This window comes from Natrinema sp. CGMCC1.2065 (genome assembly GCF_051225675.1).
Classification (GTDB): Archaea; Halobacteriota; Halobacteria; order Halobacteriales; family Natrialbaceae; genus Natrinema; species Natrinema thermotolerans.
Genome location: NZ_JBPJSJ010000005.1, coordinates 148,230 through 164,246, shown reverse-complemented (window position 1 = coordinate 164,246; position 16,017 = coordinate 148,230). Strand labels below are relative to the sequence as shown.

Annotated in this window: 22 protein-coding genes; 13 read left to right on the top strand and 9 right to left on the bottom strand. The window is 68.1% G+C overall.

What is annotated here, in order from left to right; translation table 11 throughout:
* Positions 1 to 4: 4 nt before the first annotated feature.
* The 3 genes from ACSBP4_RS07785 to ACSBP4_RS07775 all read right to left on the bottom strand — a co-directional run bounded on the left by ACSBP4_RS07785 (position 5) and on the right by ACSBP4_RS07775 (position 1,155).
* A complete protein-coding gene (locus ACSBP4_RS07785; RefSeq protein ID WP_435551841.1) occupies positions 5 to 409 on the bottom strand; it encodes an SHOCT domain-containing protein in 405 nt (134 codons plus the stop codon).
* Between the two features lie 69 nt (positions 410 to 478).
* Entirely contained in the window at positions 479 to 823 is a 345-nt protein-coding gene (locus ACSBP4_RS07780; RefSeq protein WP_006647868.1) for a hypothetical protein, read from the bottom strand.
* A 53-nt stretch (positions 824 to 876) separates the two neighbouring features.
* On the bottom strand, positions 877 to 1,155 hold the full coding sequence (locus ACSBP4_RS07775; protein WP_006647867.1) for a hypothetical protein: 279 nt from the start codon (positions 1,153 to 1,155) through the stop codon (positions 877 to 879).
* Positions 1,156 to 1,534: 379 nt separating this feature from the next.
* Here ACSBP4_RS07775 and ACSBP4_RS07770 point away from each other — a divergent pair, with 379 nt between their 5' ends.
* The 4 genes from ACSBP4_RS07770 (at position 1,535) to ACSBP4_RS07755 (ending at position 3,683) form a co-directional block, all read left to right on the top strand.
* The gene (locus ACSBP4_RS07770; protein WP_006647866.1) at positions 1,535 to 1,930 is read left to right on the top strand and encodes a 30S ribosomal protein S6e; all 396 of its coding nucleotides are present in this window, start codon (positions 1,535 to 1,537) and stop codon (positions 1,928 to 1,930) included.
* A 21-nt stretch (positions 1,931 to 1,951) separates the two neighbouring features.
* Positions 1,952 to 2,389, top strand: a complete 438-nt coding sequence (locus tag ACSBP4_RS07765; protein WP_049905343.1) for a DUF7112 family protein — start codon at positions 1,952 to 1,954, stop codon at positions 2,387 to 2,389.
* Between the two features lie 95 nt (positions 2,390 to 2,484).
* Positions 2,485 to 2,913: a DUF5807 family protein gene (locus tag ACSBP4_RS07760; protein WP_049905342.1), complete on the top strand. Its 429-nt coding sequence runs from the start codon at positions 2,485 to 2,487 to the stop codon at positions 2,911 to 2,913.
* 74 nt (positions 2,914 to 2,987) lie between these two features.
* Entirely contained in the window at positions 2,988 to 3,683 is a 696-nt protein-coding gene (locus ACSBP4_RS07755; RefSeq protein WP_435551840.1) for a hypothetical protein, read from the top strand.
* A gap of 291 nt (positions 3,684 to 3,974) precedes the next feature.
* On the opposite strand, the gene ACSBP4_RS07750 is transcribed toward ACSBP4_RS07755, so the two are convergent.
* Positions 3,975 to 5,240: a DHH family phosphoesterase gene (locus ACSBP4_RS07750; RefSeq protein ID WP_435551839.1), complete on the bottom strand. Its 1,266-nt coding sequence runs from the start codon at positions 5,238 to 5,240 to the stop codon at positions 3,975 to 3,977.
* Between the two features lie 80 nt (positions 5,241 to 5,320).
* Positions 5,321 to 5,782 carry a universal stress protein gene (locus tag ACSBP4_RS07745; RefSeq protein WP_435551838.1) on the bottom strand — a complete coding sequence of 154 codons (462 nt, stop codon included), beginning with the start codon at positions 5,780 to 5,782 and terminating at the stop codon, positions 5,321 to 5,323.
* A 113-nt stretch (positions 5,783 to 5,895) separates the two neighbouring features.
* Between ACSBP4_RS07745 and ACSBP4_RS07740 the strand changes: the two genes are divergently transcribed.
* Entirely contained in the window at positions 5,896 to 6,354 is a 459-nt protein-coding gene (locus ACSBP4_RS07740; RefSeq protein WP_006647860.1) for a universal stress protein, read from the top strand.
* Positions 6,355 to 6,450: 96 nt separating this feature from the next.
* Here the strand turns inward: ACSBP4_RS07740 and ACSBP4_RS07735 are convergent, their stop codons facing one another.
* Together ACSBP4_RS07735 and ACSBP4_RS07730 are read right to left on the bottom strand one after the other, a co-directional pair.
* On the bottom strand, positions 6,451 to 7,026 hold the full coding sequence (locus ACSBP4_RS07735; protein WP_435551837.1) for a GNAT family N-acetyltransferase: 576 nt from the start codon (positions 7,024 to 7,026) through the stop codon (positions 6,451 to 6,453).
* A gap of 2 nt (positions 7,027 to 7,028) precedes the next feature.
* A complete protein-coding gene (locus tag ACSBP4_RS07730; protein WP_006180139.1) occupies positions 7,029 to 7,400 on the bottom strand; it encodes a universal stress protein in 372 nt (123 codons plus the stop codon).
* 142 nt (positions 7,401 to 7,542) lie between these two features.
* On the opposite strand from ACSBP4_RS07730, the gene ACSBP4_RS07725 reads away from it, so the two are divergent.
* The 3 genes from ACSBP4_RS07725 (at position 7,543) to ACSBP4_RS07715 (ending at position 10,392) form a co-directional block, all read left to right on the top strand.
* Positions 7,543 to 8,994: an ATP-binding protein gene (locus ACSBP4_RS07725; RefSeq protein WP_435551836.1), complete on the top strand. Its 1,452-nt coding sequence runs from the start codon at positions 7,543 to 7,545 to the stop codon at positions 8,992 to 8,994.
* A 174-nt stretch (positions 8,995 to 9,168) separates the two neighbouring features.
* Complete coding sequence (locus ACSBP4_RS07720; RefSeq protein ID WP_006647857.1) at positions 9,169 to 9,498, top strand: hypothetical protein; 330 nt, start codon at positions 9,169 to 9,171, stop codon at positions 9,496 to 9,498.
* A 69-nt stretch (positions 9,499 to 9,567) separates the two neighbouring features.
* Positions 9,568 to 10,392 carry an MBL fold metallo-hydrolase gene (locus ACSBP4_RS07715; protein ID WP_435551835.1) on the top strand — a complete coding sequence of 275 codons (825 nt, stop codon included), beginning with the start codon at positions 9,568 to 9,570 and terminating at the stop codon, positions 10,390 to 10,392.
* Between the two features lie 49 nt (positions 10,393 to 10,441).
* Here ACSBP4_RS07715 and ACSBP4_RS07710 read toward each other — a convergent pair whose 3' ends face one another.
* Positions 10,442 to 11,446, bottom strand: coding sequence for a DUF5787 family protein (locus ACSBP4_RS07710; RefSeq protein WP_435551834.1), 1,005 nt, complete (start codon positions 11,444 to 11,446; stop codon positions 10,442 to 10,444).
* Positions 11,447 to 11,611: 165 nt separating this feature from the next.
* Between ACSBP4_RS07710 and ACSBP4_RS07705 the strand changes: the two genes are divergently transcribed.
* The 5 genes from ACSBP4_RS07705 to ACSBP4_RS07685 are packed head-to-tail and all read left to right on the top strand — an operon-like array spanning position 11,612 to position 14,581.
* Entirely contained in the window at positions 11,612 to 12,844 is a 1,233-nt protein-coding gene (locus ACSBP4_RS07705) for a translation initiation factor IF-2 subunit gamma (protein ID WP_435551833.1), read from the top strand.
* 1 nt (position 12,845) lies between these two features.
* The gene (locus tag ACSBP4_RS07700; protein WP_435551832.1) at positions 12,846 to 13,238 is read left to right on the top strand and encodes a PIN domain-containing protein; all 393 of its coding nucleotides are present in this window, start codon (positions 12,846 to 12,848) and stop codon (positions 13,236 to 13,238) included.
* The gene (locus ACSBP4_RS07695; protein ID WP_006180732.1) at positions 13,239 to 13,808 is read left to right on the top strand and encodes a DNA-directed RNA polymerase; all 570 of its coding nucleotides are present in this window, start codon (positions 13,239 to 13,241) and stop codon (positions 13,806 to 13,808) included.
* 2 nt (positions 13,809 to 13,810) lie between these two features.
* Positions 13,811 to 14,008: a transcription elongation factor subunit Spt4 gene (gene spt4, locus ACSBP4_RS07690; protein WP_006180733.1), complete on the top strand. Its 198-nt coding sequence runs from the start codon at positions 13,811 to 13,813 to the stop codon at positions 14,006 to 14,008.
* Positions 14,009 to 14,011: 3 nt separating this feature from the next.
* Positions 14,012 to 14,581, top strand: a complete 570-nt coding sequence (locus ACSBP4_RS07685; protein WP_049965800.1) for a GTP-dependent dephospho-CoA kinase family protein — start codon at positions 14,012 to 14,014, stop codon at positions 14,579 to 14,581.
* A gap of 1 nt (position 14,582) precedes the next feature.
* Here ACSBP4_RS07685 and ACSBP4_RS07680 read toward each other — a convergent pair whose 3' ends face one another.
* On the bottom strand, positions 14,583 to 15,974 hold the full coding sequence (locus ACSBP4_RS07680; RefSeq protein WP_435551831.1) for a cryptochrome/photolyase family protein: 1,392 nt from the start codon (positions 15,972 to 15,974) through the stop codon (positions 14,583 to 14,585).
* Positions 15,975 to 16,017 lie beyond the last annotated feature (43 nt).

Below are 16,017 nucleotides of genomic sequence, written 5' to 3'. Positions count from 1 at the left end.
TCCGTCACCGCCGCTCTCGTTCTCGGTGCCGACGACGCGATCGATCGGTCTCGATGTCGTCGACGCCGACCGTCTCCTCGCCGAGAACCCGCTCGAGTTCCCGTTCGAACTCCTCGTCGTCGAGGTCGCCGTCGACGTACCGGGAGCGAACGCGTTCCTCTGGATCGGGGCGGGTTTCGGCCGGCGTGTCCGAGTCGCTCCCGGCGCTCGAGTCCGCGCCGAACAACGAGAACAGACCGACGGCGGCCAGGACGACCAGCGACAGGACGGCAAGCGTCAGCACCAACGAGAGGACGGCCGCGATCACCGAGAGGGCGATGCCGACGATCGTGGCGACGACGCTCAGCACGACGACTGCGAGGACGACCGCGCCGAGCCCTTTGAGCAGGACGGAACTGAGACGTCCCATGGTCGTCGTTCGGTCGACGGGCACAAAAACACGCGGGGCCACCCCAGGCCGCCGTCGCCGGCGGGGTCGTCAGGAACTGTTCGAGCGACGGTCGTCCGCCCCGGCCGGCGGGAGGGTGGTCCGTTCGGCCAGCCCGATGAGATAGACATCGAGCAGACAGACCAGCAGGATCGTCAGCGGGACGGCGACGTCGGTGTAACTCACGGCGTCGAACTGCAGCGCCGTCACCACGAACGGTTCCTCGAGGCTGAGCGCACCCGAGACGGTTCGCGCGCTCAGGAACACGAGCGCGAGGCCGTAACAGAGGAACCAGATCCCGCCGCGTTTCCACCGGCCGAGATAACAGTGGCCGAGGCCGGCGACGAGTATCGATAGCGGGTACGCCGGCCAGACCGGTCGCGACAGTTCGCTCATCGGGGACCCCTACGGCCCGGAGGACAATCGGTGTTACTCTTCGTTGCGGATCGTTATTTCCGATACTGGCGGATGTCGAAGCGGCCGTAGCCGCCGTATGCAAGCTCGAGCGAGCCGATCCACCAGTTCCACCGCTCCGGTGGGGTTCCTTCGGGGGCGTCGGCCAACTCCTCGAGGACGATCTCGTTGGTCAGCGCGGTCCCGACGTCCGATTCGTATTTCCCGGCGTCCGCGAGGTCGACGGCCTGCCGGACGACGACCCGCGATTGGCCCATCGTGCCGCCGAACTCCTCGCGCAGGCGACCCTCGAGTCGCCCCGGATCGATGAACACGGCTCGAGGTAGGCGTTGCAGGTACTTGACTGTTCGAGCGGAACGGGCGGGCAAAGCGTCGAAGACGGTTCGATGGCCGGGAGGACGGCTCGAGCGTTGCGAGAGCCGTCCGACCCGGGGGAGGGCAGGCCGCCCCCCGTTTATCACCGCGAGCGAGGCCGCACGCGGCGCGTAGCGCCGCGATACGTCGAACGGCCGAAGGCCGTGAGACCGGGCGAGCGAGCGGGCCGACGACCGATGTGGAGAGCGCGGAGCGCTCGGAACGGAGGGAGGAGTGCTTTTCATCCAAGTTTTGCCGAGGGTCGGCGAAGCCGGCCCGCAGCGCAAAAGTTGGGTGACGATCGATGTTCTTTTGAGCGACGGCCGTCTTCCGTCGGGCATGGCAAGTTTCACTGTCGTTGTCGGCGACCCCGATTCCGGGTCGTCCTACCAGCTCGAGGCGGAGGAACAGGACGCGAACCGCTTTATCGGCAAGTCGATCGGCGAGGAAGTCGACGGCGGTGCCGTCGGGCTCGACGGCTACACGCTCGAGATCACCGGCGGCTCCGACGAGGCCGGCCGCCCGCTCAACGACGAGGTCGCCGGTTCGAACCTGAAGGAAGTGCTGATGAACGGTCGACAGACCGGCTACAAGCCGTCCCGTGACGGCGAGCGCCGCCGGATCACCGTCCGCGGCCGCGAGGTCTCCGACGCCGTCGCCCAGATCAACGCCTCGATCTCCGAGCGCGGTAGCAGCGATGTCGACGAACTCCTCGGCGACGGCGACGACGAGTAACGCCCTCGCCATCCGTTTTCCATGTCAGATAGAATTTCGAGCGATCATCCCTCGGTGCGGACGGTCCGTGCGACGTGTACGGAGACGGCCACCGGGGTCAAACTCGAGGTGCCGGCCGACGACCGCGACGCCTTTCCGACCGACGAGGTCGTCCGGCTCGTCCTCGAGGGCGAGGAACTGTTCGCACAGATCGAGCGCGCACTGACCGGCGACGAGCTGTCGGTGCCGGGCGTCTACGAGACGCCGGACGGTGCCCGCGATCCCAGCGGCGCGACCGACCGCCTTCCCGAGTGGGTCGACGATCACGACGTTCCCCTCGGCGGCTCGGTGCTTATCGACGTCGTCGAACCCGAGTTCCTCTACGGCTGTCGCGCGCCCGGCGAGACGGTCTTTTACGACGCCCGCGAACCGCCAAGCGACAGCCTCAGCGAGATCGCGAAGGACCTCGAGGACGGGTAGCCACGCGCGATCGGCCTGCCGTGGCTGTCGCCGACCGATGGCGCGGCGAACCGCGAATACGGTCCTTTTTCCACCTCGAGCGCGAATCCGGGGCCATGACTGACCAACGCGCGGAGTTCCTCGCCGGCGATCGCCCCGAGGACGTGGCGCTGTTTCTGGCCGATTCGTTCGTCTCGGACGACCGCTTGGCGCAGTTCGGTGAGCCCGTCGCGGACGGGACGCTGATCGTCGTCGACGGCGAACGGGGCCGTAACGCGTTCCAGGCGGCGACCGGTACCGGCGCGATGGAGTTCGCCAAGTCCGCGATGAGTACCGAAGGGGAGATCGACGACGACCTCGCGGGCGCGCAGTGTCCGGACGCGGCCGACGACGGCGACCACACGATCCAGTTCGTCTTCGCTTTCGCCGAGGAACAGAACGAAGAGGTCGGCGGTATCTACGCCGACGGCGACGTGATCCACGCCTACGCCCAGTGTACCTGTGGCACGGCGTTTTCCGACCGCTGGAACGTGACGGAGGCGTAAGCCCCGGCCCGGCTGCGAGAGTGCAGTCATCGGTAGGCCACAGGCTTTTGCGCCGCACCGGTGTTTCCCCCGTCATGAGCGCGACCGGAACGCCGTCCGAGACCCGCCGCGGGTTCGGTCTCTCGAGTCGGGACGCGCGGGTGATCGGCGGCGCGAGCCTCCTGCTGGCGATCAACGTCGCGGTGATGTACGCGCTGGCGACGACGCCGCTGGCGGCGGTCAACGACTTCCTCTTCTCGGTGCCGATCGTCGGCGCGCTGGTCTACGGCGCGGCGATCATGGCCGGCCAGCTGGTCGCCGAGCGCGGCGTCTCGGGCGGCGACACCGGGATCGCGGTCGTCGGGATGGCGATCCTCCAACTGGCCTTCGGGGTCTTCGGGGCCGGCGTGTTGCGGTTCGTGCCGCGGGAGTCCCAACTGACCGTCCTCGCCGCGACGGCCGTCGTCGTCGCGGTGCTGACGGCGGTCATCGCCGCCTACGTCTACGCCCGCTCGACGACGTTCGAACACTGGGGGTCGTACGCTAACTACGCCTTCATCGGCGGACTCGTCGCCATCGTCGCCGGGACGTTCTACGCGCCGGTCCTGATCGTCGGCTTCGTCCTGATCTTTCTGGGTTTTCTGTTGCGACTCGGCTGGGAGATCTGGAAGGTCCGGGACGAGCGGACCGCGTCGGTCGCGCTCCAGACGATCGGCGTCTACATCGCCGTCGCCGGCGTCTTCGTCCACGTGTTACAGCTCGTAATACGGTACTTCGCGTCTCGAGGCTAGGAGACGTACTCGAGCGGCTCTTTCACAAACGGCGTGATCGATACGGAACGTGGCTGTGGGACGGAGTTCTGCTATCGTGGCAACACGGAGGGGCCACGCCCTCCCCAGCCGATTCGCTCGGTCGCGAGACTCCCTCGCTCATCCCTCGCACAGTGTCGTCTCCCGTCCTCACTATCGTTCGGCCGGTCGACAGTGCGCGCCACCGCATACCGGCCGGTCAGCAGGGAGTGATGTCTCGATGGTTCCGCTCTTGTTAGCAAGAGAAACCGAGATGGGCGCTCTTCGAGCCGATCAGTTCTCGCCGTCGTCGCTACCGCTCTCGCCGTCCTCGGTCGCCTCGTCGACGACCTCGCGGAACGCGTCGAGGATGACCTGCTTGGTCACCGCGCCGCGGGTCGTCCAGTGGTTCGCGAAGTCGAGCATGTCGTCGTAGATGTCGGGCTTGCAGCCGGCGGCCTTCGGGTGGCCGCCGCCGTTTACCTTCCCCGCGACCTCGTGACAGCGGTCGAACGCGTCGGTGCCCCGGATCGAGGCCGAGCCGGCGGGCTTGACGATCACCGAGGCGTCGGCCCCTTCCTCGCGCATCGCCTCCGCGACCTCGTTTTGCGAACAGCGGCCGTAGGTCACGCCGACGGTGTAGCCGCCGATCTCGCGGTACGCCGCGCGCCCGACCGCCCGGTCGATCAGCGCCTCCTTCTCGACGCGGCGCTCGGTGATGTAGTCCTCGGCCCACGCGGGCAGGTCGGCGCCGTACTCGCGGACGACCTCGACGTATTCGGCGGGGTCGGTCCAGTAGGCGTAGTCCGCCAGATCGTCGCTGCGGGGGTCCTCCCGTAGCCAGAGGTCGTGGTCCCGCGTGACCGCCGCGAGTTCCTCGTACATCGGGTCGAACTCGTACTCGAGCGAGCGATAGACCACGTCGGCGGAACACTCCTCGTCGGAGTCGCCGATCACGAGGTCGACGCCGGCCTCGCGGACCGCCGCCGCGACGTCATCGCCCCACTGGTGGTGATCGTACCACGAGACCCGGTCGGCCGTCTCGAGGGCCGCGTCGAGTTCCGACTCGACGTACTCGTATTTGTCCGGCGCGAGGTCACAGACATAGAGGTCGATCCCCTCGTCGCCGTACTCGGCGACGCGGGCCAGTGCGTCCTCGACGTCGTGGGGGCTGGCGGGGATCAAGGCGACGCCGTGGGGCGTCGGCTCGGGTTCCTCGAGCGGGTCGTCGTCCTCGCCGGCCGCGACGGGAGGCGCCGCCTCGTCGATGTCGTCGGTCGCGTCGGCGACCGGTTCGGCACCGTCGTCCCCGGCCCCGGAATCCTCCGGTTCGGGTACGTTCCGGACGTCGTCGTAGGCCTCGCGAAGCAGGGCCACGCAGGCCAGTCCGTCGGCGTCCGGGTCCGCAACGACCGCGACCTCGGCTCCCTCGAGGGCGGCCGCGGCCTGTTGTTCTTCGAGGTCCTCCTCGAGTTCGTCGGGCAGAAAGAAGCCGGTTCCCGGGAGGACCGATTTCCGCGAGAGCGGGAGATCGCCGCTCTCGATGAGTTCGTCGTACATGGTTCCCCGTGGGTGACCGGCGGGGAAGTAACCGCCGGTCTCGAGAGCGCCACGGGCCGGCATCGACGCGCCCGGCGGGGTCAGGCGTCGACCGCCGACTCGCCCCCGTCGTCTCCGGCCGGCTCGAGCTGGCGGACAGTCAGCACGGGCACAGGTGAGGTACGGACGACCCGCTCGGCGACGCTGCCGAGCAGGAGCCGGTTCTCGCCGTGGCGACCGCGGGTCCCGGTCGCGACGACGTCGGCGTCGACCTCGCGGGCGTACTCACAGATCTCGGCGGCGGGCCGGCCGTCGCGTATCGCGGTCGTTACCCCCCTGTCGGCTCGGTCCTCGACGGTGGCCAGCGCCGCGTCCGAGGTCGTCTCGAGCGCGGTGCGGAGTTCGTCCCGGAGCTGCTGGGGCGAGGCGTCGACTTCGCTCGCGTCGACTACCGAGAGGGCGTGGACGTCGGCCTCGAAGCGGGCGGCGAGATCGAGCGCGACGTCGACCGCTCGCGTGACGCTGTCGGAGCCGTCGGTCGCGACCACGACGGTATCGAACATAGCGGGGGTTTCGGTCGGGAACGCTTAAACCTCCCCGTTCGACGGGGCGAACGGGCGTCCCGGTGCCGCCGCGGTGGGATGGCTTTTTCATGCCGGCCCACCCACTGCCGCGTATGGACGCCAGCGAGCCGGTTACCGTCGACACCGTCCTGGTGACGGTCGACGGGAGCGAGGAGTCAGCCACCGCCGTCGAGTACGCCGTCGCGGTCGCGGACCGCTACGACGCCAGCGTCCACGCGCTGTTCGTCCTTGGACGCGGGGTCGTCCGCGGGTTGGACGCCGGGACGGTCGACGAGACCGACGTCGCGGAGACGACACAGGAGTTCTTCGACGACGTCCGGCGGATCGCCGCCGACGCGGACGTCGACCTCGCGACCTCCGTCGACGACGGCTTCTCGCAGACGCGCAAGACCCGCCATCCGGGCAACGTCGTCCTCGACACGGCCGACGCCGTCGACGCCGACTTCGTCGTCCTCCCTCGAGAACCGGTTACTGGCACCGAGGCGGAGGTCTTGGAGCAGGCGGCCGAGTACGTCCTCTCCTACGCGAGCCAACCCGTGCTATCGGTGTAGCGACGGCGACCGTTCCATACGGGCGACTGCGAGTCATCGCCGGTGGGACCGCGATCGCCCTGCGGTTCCACCGTCAACTCGTTACAGTAGACCGTGTCAGCCCTCGGGATCGAGCAGGATCGCCATCTCCTGTTCGAAGCTCTCGGTCCCCGTCGATTCGAACCCGACCCGTTCGTAGAGGGCGATCGCCGGGTTGTTCCAGCGCTCGACGGTCAGCCAGACGCGTTCGATTCCGATCTCGGCCGCGTGGCCCAGTAGGTTCTCGAGCAACACGGTGCCGATCCCGGCCTGCTGATAGGCCTGCAGGACGAAGATCGCCAGCTCCCACTCGATCTCGGCGTTGTCCTCGATCGCCGACGGATCGTCGGTGTCGGGGACCAACATCGCGTGGCCGACGGCGTCGCCATCGTGGGAGGCGACGACGTTGACGCTGTCCTCGCCGATCGTCTCGAGCCAGTTGCGGATGCGGCTCTCGCCGGTCGGCGGGATCCCCTGTGCCCGATCGGCGGGATCGAACGCGAGGTACATCTCGACGACGTCCTCGAGTGCCCCCTCGGCGAACGAGCCGACGGCGCGGATCTCGATGGGGCGGTCCTCGCGGTCCTCAATCGTCGTCGGCGGCGCGGGAAACGGTCCGGACGGGTCGTCCGGGTACTGACGCGAACCCGACATCGTTATCGCACCAACTTGACCGTCGTGGGGGCGTTCAACAGGACGAACTCGGTGATCGGCCCGAGCTGTATCTTCCCCATCGGACTCAGCGTCCCGCCGCCGATGACCAGCTGATCGTACTCGCCCTGTTCGGCGTAATCGACGAGCGCGCTGCCCGGATCGCCCTCGAGTTTCTCGACGGGCCTGTCCTCGAGGCCAGCCTCGTCGAGGGCTTCGCGGGCCTGCTGGCACATTTCGTCTTGCGATCGCTTCGACTCGGGTTTGTCGACGATGGCGACGGTCAGGTCGTCGCCGACGTCGGTCGTTCGCTCGATGGTCCGTCGCAGCGTCTTCACCGACTCGTCGCTGCCGCCCAGACCCAGCAACACGTTCATACACGTGACTGTGAGCCGATACACGAAAACGGTTGTGCCATTTGCCCCCGAATCGCGTCGAGCCGACCGTTCGCGAGCCAGCCAATCGCAGACGTTGTGCAGGACGACGCTGTTAAGAGCGTGTAGTGAATACGTTGACCGAATGAGTGATGCAGCGCTCGATGTCGTGGAGTTCCTGCTCACGACGAGCGTGTATTCGGACGACCGGACGCTAGACGAGAACGATCTCCCGCCGGCGTTTCGCCGGGTCTACTGGACCGGTGGCGTCGACGAGGACGGGGACGACGGGGGCTCGAGCCGCAAACCCGCGGGGATCGATCGCCCGCTCTCGGTCACGACCACGACCGCCCGCGAGGCGACCGATGTCGACCGGCCGTGGGAAGCCATTTCCGACCTGATGTTCACCGAGCGCGACGAGTTCTCGGGGACGATCACCCTCGCTCAACGGAACATGGCCGAGGAGTGGTTCGCCGAACGCGTCGACGCGGAGCGCCTGCTGGAGAACCCGACGCTGGCGAAACACTTCGAGCGCCACGACGACTACGATTTCGACGTTTCCCACGAGGCAGCCCGGGAGCGCAACCGGCCGATCCAGGCCGATCGGGTCTGGATCGACGGCCTCCTGAACGAGTACTTCGACGAGGAGGAAGACGAGGAAATGTTGGACCTCGTGGAAGTCCGCGCGCCCGAGGAGGTCGACATGTCGCTGGACGACCTCGTGCTGACCGACGACCAACAGAACGAACTCAACAAGATCTCGAAGGCGATCGAACACCGCGACTACCTCGCCGACATCGGCCTGCGCGAGATCGGGAAGCTGCTGTTCGTCGGGCCGCCGGGCACCGGGAAGACCTCGACCGCACAGGCGCTCGCACAGGACATGGACCTGCCGTTCGTCGAGGTCAAACTCTCGATGATCACCTCGCAGTACCTCGGCGAGACGGCGAAAAACGTCGACAAGACCTTCGAGGTCGCCAAGCGACTCTCCCCGTGTATCCTCTTTATCGACGAGTTCGACTTCGTCGCCAAGACCCGCCGCAGCGACGAACACGCCGCCCTGAAGCGAGCGGTCAACACCCTGCTCAAGAGCATCGACAACATCTCGCTCATCGAGGACGACGTCTTGCTCATCGGGGCGACCAACCACCCCGACCAACTGGACGACGCCGCCTGGCGGCGCTTCGACGAGATCATCAACTTCCCCAAACCCGACCAGGGCATGCGGGCGGACATCCTCGGGCTCATCACCCGGACGATGGACATCGACGAGTTCGACCCCCAGCTCATCGCCGACGTCACCGAGGGGCTGACCGGCAGCGACCTCCGGATGGTCCTCCGGGAGGCGGTCCTCGAGGCCCTCACCGAGGACCGGACGACGCTGACCCAGCAGGACCTCCTGAACGCCGTCGAGGAGTTCGAGGAGCGGGACACGTTAAAGAACATGGACATGATGGAGGGCGACCACGACGCCTTAGTCGCTGGCGGGGACCTCGACAAGGCCAGCGACGGCGGTGAGCCGAGCGACGCGAGGCGATCCTCGTCGGACCACGGGTCCGACGGCGGCCACTCGCACGACCACGATCACGACCACTGAGCCCTGCGGCGCCCGTCTGAGGCCGTCCCGATACGTTTTCGCAGCGGGTTCGATTCCGCCCCTCGAGCGTTGGCTTCGGGGACGGCGCGACCTGGGGTTGCGTCGCCAACGGGGGCGATGGAGCGCCCGTCCTGCGGGGAATACCCTTTATGCGACGGCTGTCAAGGGGCACCTATGAGCGATGACGCCCCAGCGGGAGACGCCGCGGCGACGTTCGCGGCCCGGGCACAGGACGACCACGGCGAGGCGATCCGCGACCTCGTCGTCTTCGGCGACGCCGTCCGGGGCGACGACCGCGGCGTCCACGCGTCGGTCGAGGTACTGCTGGTCCTCGAGGAGGCGGACCCGGAACGCGAGCGGCGACTCGAGGCCCTCGCCGAAACCGTGGGGGCCGAACACGGCGTCGTCTTCGAGGTACACGTCCTGCCGGCCGAGCGGGTCGAGGCGAATTCGGACCACCCGTTCATCCGGACGGCGCTCGAGGAAGGCCGATCGTATGTGTAGGCGACGAGTCGGGAGTCGCGACCGCCTCGAGCCGGCCCGCCGACACGCCGCCGGGGGGATAAACTGACGATGCGGGTGACCCTGCTCGGCACCGGCGACACGACCGGGACGCCCACCGTCGGCTGTGACTGTGACACCTGCGTAGCGGCTCGAGAGCGCGGCGTCGAACGCACGCGCTTTTCGGTCCACGTCGAGAACGAGCGCGTCGACGAGTCGCTGCTGATCGACTTCAGCCCCGACTTCCGGTACCAGTTCCTCCGGGACGAGGTGCCCCTGCCCGATGCCGCCGTCATCACCCATATCCACTTCGACCACCTCGATGGGCTTGGCAACGTCTTTCGCGTGCTAGACTCCCTCGAGGTCTACGCGGCCGACGAGACCGACCCCGAGACGGGCAAGAGCGTCGCCGAGACGGTGGACGACGACTACCATTATCTCGATCCCGTCTCCGTGGTGCCGACGACGCCGCTCGAGACGGTCCGGATCTGCGGGCTCAACGTGACGCTGGTGCCGGTCGACCACCCGCCGCTGGTCTGTTACGGCCTCTCCGTCGAGGACCCCGTGACGGGCGCGAAGCTGTCGATCACGGGCGATACGAGCTACGACGTTCCCGAGGCGTCCCGAGATGTCCTCGCCGACGCCGACCTCCTGCTGGCCGACGGCATCGTCCCCGCGAGTCTGGCCGACTACCACCCGCTGGGCGGCCGCCACGAGGACGCCGACGGCGTCGCTCGGACGTTCGGCACGAAACACATGACTCGCGAGGGCGCGCTCGCGCTGGCCGAGGAACTGAACGCCGACCGGACGCGGCTGGTTCATCTCGCGCATTTCTACCCCGCCGAGGAGGCCTTCGCGGAGCCGCTGGCGGTCGACGGCGAGGTCTACGAACTATAGATCCGGGGGAACGTGTCCGTCCGGCGCTCGAGCGGCGGCCGCCGGGCCGTCAGCCGAACCGATCGAGTCCCGACTGTCGCCGCCGTTTGCCGTCGGGATCGGCCGTCCACGCGGTCCGGCGGTCGCGTTCGGCCTCGAGGTCGGTCGAGAGGTCGGCCGCCGACTCCGGTTCGTGGCCCGGACAGTCCGGGCCGCACTCCGAGTTGGCGTCGACGACCCGGCCCTTCCACTCGCAGTACGGCAGCGTCGCCCCGCTCGCGTCGTCGGGACGACAGGCCCCGCAGCCGGGGAACTCGTAGGTCCGCCAGCCCTTGCCGTAGGCCCGCTCGGCGAGGCGGCGGCGCGCCCGCGCCTTCGCGTCGGGCGACACGACCTCGATCTCCGTCCGTCCCGGGTGGGCGGCGACGGGCTCGATCCCGGGCTCGTCGGGGGCGAGCGGCGCGGGCTCGCGGACCACGTCGATCTCGAGGCCGTCGCCCGCGTCGGTCTCGTCGCGGTAGACCCGCCAGACGCCGACCGCGTCGGGGATGCGGTTCAGGTGCGCGCGCGTGACGTAGCTCTCTGTCGCGAGGATCGCCTCGTCCAGCAGGGCGAGGCTCACGTCGGTTCGCAGTTGCATCTCGAGGTCGCCCGGCCGGCCCAGATCGGGCTTGTTCTCGATCCCGACGATGCGGTCGTACCAGTCGGGGTAGCGAGCGACTTGCCGGACGTACTCGCGGTTGCTGGCCGCGCTGGCCTCGCGGTCGCGCTCGAAGAAGCCGATCTCGACGGCGCGCTCGGTTGCGCTGCGGGCGCGTTCGGGATGGCAGTCGAAGGCGTCCTTCCAGTAGCGGGCCCGCCCGGTGCCGACCGCCGACTCGATCGCGGCGTCGGGGATCGTCTCACTGGTGAGTTCGACGCGCTCCTCGAACTCGGGGCCGGGCTCGACGCAAAGTACGTCGAGGATCCGGCCGCCGGGATCAGCGACGCTCCCCCCGAGCTGGCGGGCGACGATTCCCTCGCCGCGCTCCTCGAGGTGGGCACACAACTCGAGTTCGAACGCGAACTCGGACACGGTACGTGTGAGGGGCGGACGGGAGATAAGTCGTCGGGATCGCCGGTGTGGAACCACAGCACGGGTGATATTCTCTCGGTTCCGTCGGCCCCGGAATCGACGGGATAGCTCGCAACCTTTATCAGTCGCACAGGGGAATCACTACCCAAGATTACTCATCGTCTTATGGTAGGAAATCGACAACCGGAGGTGAACATCGGGCTCGTCGGTCACGTCGACCACGGCAAGACGACGCTGGTGCAAGCGCTCAGCGGCTCGTGGACGGACCAACACAGCGAAGAGATGAAACGCGGAATCTCGATCAGGCTCGGCTATGCCGACGCCACGTTCCGTCACTGCGAGGGACTGGACGAACCCGAGTGTTACACCGTCGAGGAGGAGTGTCCGGACGGCTCCGAGAGCGAGCCGCTGCGGACCGTCTCGTTCGTCGACGCCCCGGGGCACGAGACCCTGATGGCGACGATGCTGTCCGGCGCGTCCCTGATGGACGGCGCGGTGCTGGTCGTCAGCGCCAACGAACCCGTCCCCCAGCCCCAGACGGAGGAACACCTGATGGCGCTGGACATTATCGGAATCGACAACATCGTCATCGCCCAGAACAAGGTCGACCTCGTCGATGCGGAGACCGCCCGGAACAACTACGACCAGATCAAGGAGTTCGTCGCGGGCACCGTCGCCGAGGACGCTCCGATCGTCCCCGTCTCCGCGGGCCAGGAGGTCAACCTCGACCTGCTGATCCAGGCGATCGAGGAGGAGATCCCCACCCCCGATCGGGATCCCGACGCCGATCCCCGGATGCACGTCGCCCGCAGTTTCGACATCAACAAACCCGGTACGTCCGCGAAGGACCTCGCCGGCGGCGTCCTCGGGGGCAGCCTCGTCGAAGGCGAACTCGAGGTCGGCGACGAGATCGAGATCCGCCCCGGCCGCGAGGTCGAGGAGGGCGGCCAGACGGAGTACGTCCCCATCGAGACGACGATCCGCTCGCTGCAGGCCGGCGGCGAGACCGTCGACACCGTCACGCCGGGCGGCCTGCTCGGCGTCGGGACCGGGCTCGACCCCTCGCTGACCAAAGGCGACGCGCTGGCCGGCCGGATGGCCGGCCCGCCGGGGACGCTCCCGCCGACCTGGAACGAGTTCACGATGGAGGTCGACCTGCTCGAGCGGGTCGTCGGCGCGGACCAGGGCGAGACGGTCGACGAGATCAGCACCGGCGAACCGCTGATGATGACCGTCGGCACGGCGACGACCGTCGGCTCGGTCACCAGCGCCCGCGAGGGCGAGTGCGAGGTCCGACTCAAGCGACCCGTCGCCGCCGAACCGGGGACGAAAATCGCGATCAACCGCCGCATCGGCGCGCGCTGGCGGCTGATCGGTCTCGGTACCCTGACGGACTGAGATGGGACAGTCGACGCGGGTCGCCCTCGACACGAGCGCGCTCATGATGCCGGTCGAACTCGACGTGCGGCTGTTCGAGGAACTCGAGCGGCTGTTGGAGCGCTACGAGCCGACGATCCCACAGGCCGTCCTCGAGGAACTCCGGCGACTTTCCGAGAAGGGCGGGCAGGAGGGAACGGCCGCGACCGTCGGCCACGACTTGGCGACCGAGCGCTGTCTCGCCGTCGACACGGAGGCATCGTACGCCGACGACGCACTGGTCGAACTCGCCCGCGAGGGCAACGTCGACTACGTCGTCACGAACGACCGCCCGCTGCGCGACCGGGTCCTCGAAGCGGGGAGACCGGTAATTGCATTACGCGGGAGAAACAAGTTAGCGATCACTCAACCATAGATGTACAAACGGGTTAGACTGAAGGACACGGTAGAAGTACCGCCGGAAGAACTCGGCGACGTTTCGCCGGATCGAGTCAAACGACTGCTCCAGGACAAACTCGAGGGGCGCATGGACGAGGAGGTGGGCAGCGTCGTCTCCGTCACGGAGGTTCACGATATCGGCGAGGGGACGGTCCTGCCCAACCGCCCCGGAGTGTACTACGAGGCCGAGTTCGACGCGGTGACGTTCGATCCACAGATGCAGGAAGTCGTCGACGGCACCGTCGTCGAAGTCGTCGAGTTCGGTGCCTTCGTCGGCATCGGCCCCGTCGACGGCCTGCTCCACGTCTCGCAGATCAGCGACGAATACCTCGCCTTCGACGGCGAGAACCAGCGGCTCTCATCGAACGAGTCCGACCGCGCGCTCGGCGTCGACGACGCCGTCCGCGCCCGCATCGTCACCAAGAGCATCGACGAACGCAACCCCCGGGACTCGAAGATCGGGCTCACCGCGAAACAGCCCGGCCTCGGCAAACACGCCTGGCTCGAGGACGAACACGAGAAACGCGAAGCCACGGCGGGTGAATAACCATGGCATCCGATCGGCTCGTCTGTCGCGAGTGTCACCGGGTCAACGAACCCGACAACGAGACGTGTGACGCCTGCAACTCCTCCTCGCTGACCGAGGACTGGGCGGGCTACGTCATCATCGCCCACCCCGAGGACAGCGAGATCGCGACGGAGATGCAGATCACCGAACCGGGCGCGTACGCCCTGAAGGTTCGCTGACGCGTGACTCGCGACGACACAGACGACGCGTTCGCCGACGACGACCAGCTACTGGTCCTGCCCGACGCCTTGCGCCACGAACTCAAAGAGCCGATGGGCCCGATCGAGACCGACGCCGACCGGCTCCTCGAGGGCGTCGACGGCCCCCTGATCGCCGTCGGCGACGTCGTCACCTATCACCTCCTGCAGGCGGGCCGCCGGCCCGACGTGGCCCTCGTCGACGGCCGGACCAAACGCACCGAGGTCGACGCCGAAATCCGCGAGGCGGTCACCGAGGGCGCGAGTATCGAGGTCCGAAACCCCCCCGCCGAACTGGGCGTGCCGGTCGTCCGGGCGCTCCGGCGCGCGCTCTCGACCGACGACCCGACCACGATTCTGGTCGACGGCGAGGAGGACCTCGTCGCGCTGCCGGCGATCGTCGCCGCGCCCGAGGGCGCAAGCGTCGTCTACGGCCAGCCCGACGAGGGGATGGTCCACGTGACCGTCACCGACGACCACCGCGCGGAGATGCGCGAGTTACTCGAGCGCTTCGAGGGCGATACCGAACGGTTCTGGGAGTTGCTCGAGGGCTGAGTTACCCGTCGTTTCGTTTTCCGAGCGCCCGCTCGAAGACCCGCTGGGCCCGCTCGTACGCGGCCGTTCTGTTGACGATCGGTGCCGGATAGTCGGGCGCGAGTTCGGCCTGGCGATCGGCCGGCAGCGTCGGCCACTCGACGATCGCCTCGGCGGGCACGTCGGCCAGTTCGGGGACGTACTCGCGGACGAACGCCCCGGTGTCGTCGTACTTAGCGGCCTGTGCGACGGGATCGAAGATCCGAACGTCGACCGAGTCGGTCCCCGTCGAGGCGACCCACTGCCAGTTCCCGGGGTTGACTGCGGGATCGTGATCGACCAGCCGCTCCCGGAAGTGGGCCGCGCCGCGTCGCCAGTCGAGCAGGAGGTGTTTCGTCAGGAAGCTTGCGACGACCTGTCGCGGCCGGTTGTGGATGTACCCGTCCCGCTCGAGCTGGCGCATTCCGGCGTCGACGAGTGGATACCCCGTCTCGCCGCGTTGCCAGGCGCGGAAGTCGGCGTCGTCCGTTCGCCACGCGATCTCGTTCGGGAACTGCTTGTAGTTTACCGTCGCCAGATCGGGGGTGTGGGCGAGCAGGTGGTAGTACAGTTCTCGCCACGTGAGTTCGAACGCGTACTTGTCGACGTTGCGCCGCTCGTCGCCGTCGACGGCGTCCCGGACGTCCGTGACGGTTTCCCAGACCTCGCGGATTCCGATCGCACTGGCGGCCAGATACGGCGAGAGCCGCGAGACGGCCTCGAGCGGGCGCTCGACCGCGGCCGCGAGATCGTCCCGGGTGTCGGCGTAGCGCCGCAGTCCGGCGTCGCGGAATGACGCGAGGCGCTCGCGGGCGGCTTCGGTCCCCGCCTCGGGGAGATCGATATCACTGTTCGCGATCGGGATCGGCTCGTCGGCGGTGACGTCGGCGAGCGCGTCCGGGGCGGGCTCGGGTGCCGGGGCCGGCTTCGGCCGCTCCCGCCAGTCCGCGTGAAACTGGCTGTGGGTCGGGTACGAGGGCTCGAGCGTTCGCGGGTCGACCAAGACCGTATCTACGTGGGTCTCGAGGGGGACCCCGAGCGCGGCGTCGACGGCGGCCGTCCGGTCCCGCCGAACGGGATCGTAGCACTCCGTCGTGACGACGCGGTCGACACCGTACTCGTCGCAGAGGTCGGCGAGGACGTCGGGAGCCGCTCCCGAGCGTACGAGGAGATCGCTCTCGAGGTCGCGGTATCGCTCTCGGAGCGCCCGGACGGTCCGATCGACGAACGCGCGTTTGCGCACCCCGAGTCGGTCGGTGACTGCGGGATCGAACACGTAGACTGGAAGGACGGGTCCGTCCGCGGCGTCGACCGCGGCGGCCAGTCCCCGATCGTCGGCCGTCCGTCGATCGCGCCGGTGCCAGTACAGGAGCATGGTGGTGCTAGCGACTCGAGGGTGTAATGTCCTCCGCGTGGTG

What these genes read in the sequence shown, in the direction of transcription:
- ACSBP4_RS07725 (WP_435551836.1), top strand. Translation starts at nt 7,543, where the DNA reads ATGAGTGATGCAGCGCTCGATGTCGTGGAGTTCCTGCTCACGACGAGC.
- ACSBP4_RS07785 (WP_435551841.1), bottom strand. Translation starts at nt 409, where the DNA reads ATGGGACGTCTCAGTTCCGTCCTGCTCAAAGGGCTCGGCGCGGTCGTC.
- ACSBP4_RS07700 (WP_435551832.1), top strand. Translation starts at nt 12,846, where the DNA reads ATGGGACAGTCGACGCGGGTCGCCCTCGACACGAGCGCGCTCATGATG.
- ACSBP4_RS07760 (WP_049905342.1), top strand. Translation starts at nt 2,485, where the DNA reads ATGACTGACCAACGCGCGGAGTTCCTCGCCGGCGATCGCCCCGAGGAC.
- ACSBP4_RS07735 (WP_435551837.1), bottom strand. Translation starts at nt 7,026, where the DNA reads ATGTCGGGTTCGCGTCAGTACCCGGACGACCCGTCCGGACCGTTTCCC.
- ACSBP4_RS07770 (WP_006647866.1), top strand. Translation starts at nt 1,535, where the DNA reads ATGGCAAGTTTCACTGTCGTTGTCGGCGACCCCGATTCCGGGTCGTCC.
- spt4 (WP_006180733.1), top strand. Translation starts at nt 13,811, where the DNA reads ATGGCATCCGATCGGCTCGTCTGTCGCGAGTGTCACCGGGTCAACGAA.
- ACSBP4_RS07730 (WP_006180139.1), bottom strand. Translation starts at nt 7,400, where the DNA reads ATGAACGTGTTGCTGGGTCTGGGCGGCAGCGACGAGTCGGTGAAGACG.
- ACSBP4_RS07715 (WP_435551835.1), top strand. Translation starts at nt 9,568, where the DNA reads ATGCGGGTGACCCTGCTCGGCACCGGCGACACGACCGGGACGCCCACC.
- ACSBP4_RS07720 (WP_006647857.1), top strand. Translation starts at nt 9,169, where the DNA reads ATGAGCGATGACGCCCCAGCGGGAGACGCCGCGGCGACGTTCGCGGCC.
- ACSBP4_RS07680 (WP_435551831.1), bottom strand. Translation starts at nt 15,974, where the DNA reads ATGCTCCTGTACTGGCACCGGCGCGATCGACGGACGGCCGACGATCGG.
- ACSBP4_RS07765 (WP_049905343.1), top strand. Translation starts at nt 1,952, where the DNA reads ATGTCAGATAGAATTTCGAGCGATCATCCCTCGGTGCGGACGGTCCGT.
- ACSBP4_RS07740 (WP_006647860.1), top strand. Translation starts at nt 5,896, where the DNA reads ATGGACGCCAGCGAGCCGGTTACCGTCGACACCGTCCTGGTGACGGTC.
- ACSBP4_RS07755 (WP_435551840.1), top strand. Translation starts at nt 2,988, where the DNA reads ATGAGCGCGACCGGAACGCCGTCCGAGACCCGCCGCGGGTTCGGTCTC.
- ACSBP4_RS07745 (WP_435551838.1), bottom strand. Translation starts at nt 5,782, where the DNA reads ATGTTCGATACCGTCGTGGTCGCGACCGACGGCTCCGACAGCGTCACG.
- ACSBP4_RS07750 (WP_435551839.1), bottom strand. Translation starts at nt 5,240, where the DNA reads ATGTACGACGAACTCATCGAGAGCGGCGATCTCCCGCTCTCGCGGAAA.
- ACSBP4_RS07695 (WP_006180732.1), top strand. Translation starts at nt 13,239, where the DNA reads ATGTACAAACGGGTTAGACTGAAGGACACGGTAGAAGTACCGCCGGAA.
- ACSBP4_RS07705 (WP_435551833.1), top strand. Translation starts at nt 11,612, where the DNA reads ATGGTAGGAAATCGACAACCGGAGGTGAACATCGGGCTCGTCGGTCAC.
- ACSBP4_RS07780 (WP_006647868.1), bottom strand. Translation starts at nt 823, where the DNA reads ATGAGCGAACTGTCGCGACCGGTCTGGCCGGCGTACCCGCTATCGATA.